The 6,300-nt window shown below is 35.2% G+C and carries 7 protein-coding genes; 1 reads left to right on the top strand and 6 read right to left on the bottom strand.

Features of this window, described 5'->3' with window-relative positions:
* Positions 1–483 precede the first annotated feature (483 nt).
* The 3 genes from EDC17_RS16360 to EDC17_RS16350 all read right to left on the bottom strand — a co-directional run bounded on the left by EDC17_RS16360 (position 484) and on the right by EDC17_RS16350 (position 3,326).
* Positions 484–786 carry an FtsB family cell division protein gene (locus EDC17_RS16360; RefSeq protein ID WP_132779275.1) on the bottom strand — a complete coding sequence of 101 codons (303 nt, stop codon included), beginning with the start codon at positions 784–786 and terminating at the stop codon, positions 484–486.
* Positions 787–901: 115 nt separating this feature from the next.
* A complete protein-coding gene (gene eno / locus EDC17_RS16355) occupies positions 902–2,197 on the bottom strand; it encodes a phosphopyruvate hydratase (protein WP_132779273.1) in 1,296 nt (431 codons plus the stop codon).
* Between the two features lie 163 nt (positions 2,198–2,360).
* Positions 2,361–3,326 carry a hypothetical protein gene (locus EDC17_RS16350; protein ID WP_132779271.1) on the bottom strand — a complete coding sequence of 322 codons (966 nt, stop codon included), beginning with the start codon at positions 3,324–3,326 and terminating at the stop codon, positions 2,361–2,363.
* A 248-nt stretch (positions 3,327–3,574) separates the two neighbouring features.
* Between EDC17_RS16350 and EDC17_RS16345 the strand changes: the two genes are divergently transcribed.
* On the top strand, positions 3,575–4,882 hold the full coding sequence (locus EDC17_RS16345; protein WP_132779269.1) for a DEAD/DEAH box helicase: 1,308 nt from the start codon (positions 3,575–3,577) through the stop codon (positions 4,880–4,882).
* A 15-nt stretch (positions 4,883–4,897) separates the two neighbouring features.
* Here EDC17_RS16345 and EDC17_RS16340 read toward each other — a convergent pair whose 3' ends face one another.
* The 3 genes from EDC17_RS16340 to EDC17_RS16330 are packed head-to-tail and all read right to left on the bottom strand — an operon-like array spanning position 4,898 to position 6,118.
* On the bottom strand, positions 4,898–5,248 hold the full coding sequence (locus EDC17_RS16340) for a hypothetical protein (protein ID WP_132779267.1): 351 nt from the start codon (positions 5,246–5,248) through the stop codon (positions 4,898–4,900).
* Positions 5,232–5,789: an RNA polymerase sigma factor gene (locus EDC17_RS16335; protein ID WP_132779266.1), complete on the bottom strand. Its 558-nt coding sequence runs from the start codon at positions 5,787–5,789 to the stop codon at positions 5,232–5,234. The genes EDC17_RS16340 and EDC17_RS16335 overlap by 17 nt, the downstream gene beginning before the upstream one ends.
* Positions 5,790–5,794: 5 nt before the next feature.
* Entirely contained in the window at positions 5,795–6,118 is a 324-nt protein-coding gene (locus EDC17_RS16330) for a hypothetical protein (RefSeq protein WP_132779264.1), read from the bottom strand.
* Positions 6,119–6,300 lie beyond the last annotated feature (182 nt).

Genomic DNA, 6,300 nt, shown 5'->3' with positions numbered 1-6,300 from the left:
TTTGTAGGAATTATTGGATTGAGATACGGGTAAAGAAGTGCAGTTTTCTATCTCTTCCCGAAAGCCAATTTTGTCCAGCATTTGCTTCAAAAAAACCATTCCGCCCCAGGGCGTAATCTCTTGATTTGTAAATGATAACTCGAATTTCATAGCTCATTTTTTTTCTACTGCTACGCAGTTGGATTCTAAATCTCTAAATTAACTATTTTTTTCTATTGCGTAATCTGGGTAAACTTGAAAAGAATCCTGAAATTGATCTAAAAAAGAGGATTATTAACTCAAAAACAGTCGAATTGGGAGGCTAAGAAACCAAATAGCAAGTCCTTATCGGCTAAACCTTCAATAAGGCCATTAAAAAACAAATTTCCAGAAATCCATAAAACAGAAATGACCAAGTAAGATAAAAACCTCTACTCAGTCATTTTTTTAAGACTCATAAAAAATGAGACTTTTTCAGTGCCATCTTATTAAATTGGGATTTTTTTATTTGTCAGAAGATTCAATTTCCGAGATTACGTAAATATCTTCGTTATCTTTTTTCATTTTGTATCTTTCGCGTGCTATACGCTGAATTTCATTTGGATTGTACTGCGCATCTTTAATAGATTTTTCCAGATTGCCAATCTCCGTAGTATAAAATTCTTTCTCGTATTGAAGTTTGTTACGCTCCTTTTGGTATCCGTACTGAGTAGCAAAATCATAACGATCGAAAAAGCACATCCATACCACAAATGCCAATCCCGCGATGAGAAATTTATTTTTGACTAACGCTACTGCTCTTTCCATAAAACAAAAGTAAGATTATGTTTTGATAATGGAATAAATATATAAATTTTAAAGAAAATAAAAAAGGAGAAACTAATGCCTCTCCTTTCTTGGTATTATAAATTAAACAACATGCTTATTTGATGGCATACTTAAAGTTCTTACCGATGAAGCGTGCATTCTCGCCCAATTCTTCTTCTATACGCAACAATTGATTGTATTTAGCCATACGGTCCGAGCGTGAAGCAGAACCTGTCTTGATCTGACCACAGTTCAATGCTACCGCCAAGTCAGCGATTGTCGCATCTTCTGTCTCACCCGAACGGTGTGACATAACCGAAGTATAACCAGAATTTTGCGCTAAAGTAACTGCATTGATCGTTTCAGTCAATGAACCGATTTGATTTACTTTTACTAAGATTGAGTTTGCTGTATCTGAATCGATACCTTGTTGCAAGCGAACTGTATTCGTTACGAATAAGTCATCACCAACTAATTGTACGCGGTCACCGATTTTTTCAGTTAATGTTTTCCAACCTGCCCAATCATCTTCAGCCATACCATCTTCGATAGAGATAATTGGATATTTTTCTGATAATTCAGCCAAATAAGCAGCTTGCTCTTCGCTTGAACGGACAGCACCTTTATCACCTTCAAATTTAGCGTAATTGTATTTACCATCTTTGTAAAATTCCGAAGAAGCACAATCCAATGCTAAACAGATATCCGAACCTGGTTTGTAACCTGCTTGTTCGATGGCTTTCAATACTGTTTCTACAGCATCTTCAGTACCGTCAAATGTAGGAGCAAAACCACCTTCATCACCTACTGCAGTAGACAAGTTACGGTCGTGTAAGATTTTTTTCAATGTATGGAATACTTCAGCTCCCCAACGCAAAGCTTCGGAGAATGAAGGTGCACCAACTGGCATAATCATAAATTCTTGAAATGCAATAGGCGCATCAGAGTGCGAGCCACCGTTGATGATATTCATCATTGGGATAGGCAATGTATTTGCGTTAACACCACCGATGTAACGGTACAATGGTTGACGTGACTCTTGTGCAGCAGCTTTAGCCACAGCCAAAGAAACACCCAAGATTGCGTTGGCACCTAAGTTACCTTTATTTTCTGTTCCGTCAAGATCTAACATGATCTTGTCGATAGCATTTTGTTCGAATACGTCCACACCAACTAAAGCCTCAGCTATTTTAGTGTTTACATTTTCTACTGCCTTCAAAACACCTTTACCTAAATATCTAGATTTATCTCCATCGCGCAATTCTACTGCTTCGTATGCACCTGTTGAAGCTCCAGAAGGAACCGCAGCACGACCTACAAAACCATTTTGCGTAGTTACATCAACTTCTACTGTTGGATTACCGCGCGAATCTAAAATTTGACGCGCTTTAACATCGATAATTAAACTCATTTTATTTCTATTGGGTTTATGACTATTTTAACATACACTTAGTGTATTTCGGACACTAATATACTAATAATCGTGGTTAATTCAAAAATAAGTAAATAATATCAACTAACCATAAACATCTTTTGGACATATATAGAGATAATCTAATAATACTTTAATAATTCTAGAACAATAGGGTATTATAAATTTGACCCGTCACTTTATTAATATATAAGACTGTATTTTTCTTATAGTCCCTTAATTGGCCATCGATAAACCTTTTACCGGACTCCCTTGTAACTATGGAAATCGAATTATGATTATCATAGATAAAACTAGCGTTATAGCGGTTTTCCCCATCTTGCAAGATCCAATCAGAAACCGCATAATCCTTAGACCATAATATTTGTTCATTTTTTGATTTCAACGCCAAGGTAATGATATTGGAATTCACAGCATCTGATAATTTATGCTTAGTGTGTCCATCGCCCGAAAGATTTACAGTTTTTGCTACAAAAGGTGCGGCTTCTAAATAAATTTGCGGATCAGAATTCCCAAAAAATTCGACCTTTGATTTGTAATCCCCTAATGGATTATAAGACCAAATCTGAGCATTATGTACAAAACTGACAATATTCTCCGTTTTATATAGATATTCTAGATTTTGCAGTTTATCTCCTGTTATAACGTTTTGTAATGGATAGAGTGCGGATTCATACGATGAAATACTTAGACTATTTACCATAAGTGTTTTATACAAATCACCTTGGCCTGATATTCCATCCATCTTTTTAAAGTGAAGAATAAAAACGCCTAAGCCTTTCGTTTGCATTTCTACTTTGTGGAAAGAATAAGTAGAATCTATGTATTGGGATATATCGAATGTCCCTTTGACAAGAACATCGAATTTTTCAGCCAGTCCCAAAAACATTTCTTGTCCATCAATGCCTACAACGACACGGGTATCCAAACCCAGGCCATCTGCCTTATACACTTTTGGGTAGCGCGAAATTCCGGGAAAATAATTTTTGTAGGCCTCTATTATTTCCTTAGTATGGATTTCTTCAGGACTTAATAGATTTAATTCATTTTTTTTGCATCCGATTATTACGAATAGGGAGAAAATTAGGTAGTAAAGGTTTTTCTTCATCGGTAGCATATAAATTGATTATTCATCAAATAAGGAATTTCAGATGAGAGTATCAAATAATTTCTCAAAAAAATAAAAAAAGCCTTCAACCGGGGAGATTGAAGGCTTTTTAACTAACCAATTATTAACCTAAATTATGAATTACTAATACACATTCAATCCTTGTGCCAAACTTCACGGTGTCTGTTGTCTTAACAATCTTTTAACATTCGTACATATTCCCTCTTTTATTTACCTACTTTTGTGCTATGGATTTAGAAGGTATATTAAGAAAACTACAAATTAAAGCATTGAATAACATGCAAGAAAGTGTGTTAGCTCAGTTTAAGAAAAACCAAGATATTGTATTGCTATCGCCTACAGGATCGGGTAAAACACTAGCTTTTAGTTTGTTAGTTTCACAATTGATTCAATCGGACAAATCACTGCGTACACAAACATTAGTTGTAGTACCTACCAGAGAATTGGCCCTGCAAATCGAATCTTTTATCAAAAAAGTCATTACCGGACATAAAATCCTATGCGTATACGGTGGGCATGACACAAAGATTGAAAAAAATGCGCTTCGAGAGGCTCCTGCAATCATCATTGGTACACCTGGACGTATTATTTATCACTTAGAACGCAATTATATCCATACACAGGATGTACATACCTTAGTATTGGATGAATTTGACAAATCACTAGAGCTTGGTTTTCAGGAACAATTGCAGCAGATAGTTGAAGCCTTCCCGAATATTAAGCAGAAAATATTGACATCAGCCACCGATTTGGCAGCGTTACCTGACTTTGTGACACTCAATGATGTCATCAAAATAGACAATTTGGATTCAGAGAACAATAAACCTTCTATTATTTATAAAAAAGTTGTGTCTCCTGTTCAGTATAAATTAAAATCATTGTTCAATCTACTGTGTATGCTAGGCGATCAGAAAATTTTGATTTTCTGCAATCATCGTGATGCCGTAGACCATATTTCAGAATTATTGGATGACCGAGGATTGATCCATGATATATTTCATGGCGGACTCGAACAGCGCGACCGTGAACTTTCCATATTGAAGTTTCGAAACAACAGTAATCGAATCTTGCTAACCACCGATTTGGCAGCGCGAGGCTTGGATATTCCCGAGATTGACGTCATTATTCACTATCAATTACCTTACAAAGAGGATGCATTTATCCACCGGAATGGACGTACAGCACGTATGCATGCTAAAGGTGAAGTGATTGTAATGCTTAAGCCTGACGACGATTTCCCTTACTTGCCAGAATGCACTGAAGAATTAATTATCGAAGAAGATTTACCATTACCAGAAAACACGCCTTACTCTACGCTGTATATTTCTGCCGGTAAAAAAGACAAAGTCAATAAAATTGATATCGTTGGCTACATTCTACAATTAGAAGGCTTAGAAAAAGATGATATTGGAACCATCGAAGTACGAGACAAAGACGCATACATCGCGGTAAAACGAAGTGTTGCATCCAAAATAATCAAAGAAGGAAGCAACGGAAAAATAAAAGGTAATAAGATAAAATTTATCCGAACTTAATCGAGTTCAGATTTTTTATTTAAATAGATTTTTAATATCCGATTTGGATAATTTCCACAGTTTGTCTGCAAAAAGCACTATTAATACAACGTAAATTATCTGTGTTAAAAAGTAGTAATTTTCCTTAGTTAAGAAGGTTATTTGACTCCAATCGAAGTCTTTATTCATTAGATAAGTTAATACGGTTCCTAATATTATACCGACAAGAAAACAAACATGACTAAAAAACCTATTTTTCTCAGCTTGTAATCTCTTTGCCTCATAGTCCTGAATTTTTTCCAGCATTCGATTTTCAAAATCGGGAAACGGTAATTCCAATTTACTATGGGAAAGTATTTCTTTCAAATTTTTATCGTGCAATTCCATAATAATCTCCTTTCATTAATTTGGATAAAACAACATAAAGATGCTTACGACCTCGATGGAGAATGGTTTTGATATTTGTTTCCGTCCATCCTGTAACCTCACGTACTTCTAGAATACTCATTTCTTCCAAATAAAATAGACGTAGAGCAAGGGCTTCATTAGCAGGTAATTTCAATAATGCTTCTTGAACTACATGCTCTCGTTCTTTCTTTTCTAAAATATGGAAAGCTGATTCATCAAAATTTACATCATGCACTTCCATATCAAACTCTCCTATATTATTTTTGACCTTTCTAAGTGCTCCAAAAGAGCAATTTACTACAATCCGATATAACCAAGTGCTAAATTTTGATTCGCCTTTAAAACTCTTTAAAGACTGATAACAAATCAAAAAAGCATCTTGCACAATCTCCTCGGCAAGATGCTCTTGTTTCACAATGGATATTGCCACCGAATAAGCCATATCCTTGTATGCTTCCAAAAAATATTTGAAAGCATACAAATCTCCAGCTAAAACCTTTTCGATGTAAAGTTTATCCATATCGGTTAATCCAACTTAGATTTTTTATCCAAATTATTTGCAATGATCATTGAGATACCCGTACTCACAACAACAATACCCGTATTAACAGCATCATTATTGGTGAACAAATTATTTTCATTCAAAATACCCACCAATAGTACACCTATTCCGATACCCAAAACAACAATTCCCGGTTTTTGCCAATCTGATTTAGCTCTTTTTGAGCCATAATCATCGGATCTAGCTGGTAGCAATACTTTGAATTTCATAATGAAATAAATTGATAGCACTATTGTCGCAAGAAATGCTACAGATATAATAGCAATAGTAATTTCTTCACTTTTCATAATTTTTCCCTTTTTATTACATTAGTTGTATTCTGACTACAAAAGGTTACACTAAAAATAAATCGAGTAGGAAGATAGGGATTATTCCCCTATCTGTCCTCTCACACCACCCGGCATACGGATCCGTACCAAGGCGGTTTGTTAGAATAACGTCGTTTGATGCGTTGTTCTCCAGTAATAGT

Source organism: Sphingobacterium alimentarium (assembly GCF_004342685.1).
Lineage (GTDB): Bacteria > Bacteroidota > Bacteroidia > Sphingobacteriales > Sphingobacteriaceae > Sphingobacterium > Sphingobacterium alimentarium.
The sequence above is the reverse complement of the archived record's forward strand: the minus strand, read 5'-3'. Positions and strand labels throughout refer to the sequence as shown.

Excerpts from the sequence above, each read along its gene's own strand:
- EDC17_RS16330 (WP_132779264.1), bottom strand. The coding sequence starts at position 6,118 with ATGAAAAGTGAAGAAATTACTATTGCTATTATATCTGTAGCATTTCTT.
- EDC17_RS16360 (WP_132779275.1), bottom strand. The coding sequence starts at position 786 with ATGGAAAGAGCAGTAGCGTTAGTCAAAAATAAATTTCTCATCGCGGGA.
- EDC17_RS16350 (WP_132779271.1), bottom strand. The coding sequence starts at position 3,326 with ATGAAGAAAAACCTTTACTACCTAATTTTCTCCCTATTCGTAATAATC.
- EDC17_RS16335 (WP_132779266.1), bottom strand. The coding sequence starts at position 5,789 with ATGGATAAACTTTACATCGAAAAGGTTTTAGCTGGAGATTTGTATGCT.
- EDC17_RS16345 (WP_132779269.1), top strand. The coding sequence starts at position 3,575 with ATGGATTTAGAAGGTATATTAAGAAAACTACAAATTAAAGCATTGAAT.
- eno (WP_132779273.1), bottom strand. The coding sequence starts at position 2,197 with ATGAGTTTAATTATCGATGTTAAAGCGCGTCAAATTTTAGATTCGCGC.
- EDC17_RS16340 (WP_132779267.1), bottom strand. The coding sequence starts at position 5,248 with ATGGAATTGCACGATAAAAATTTGAAAGAAATACTTTCCCATAGTAAA.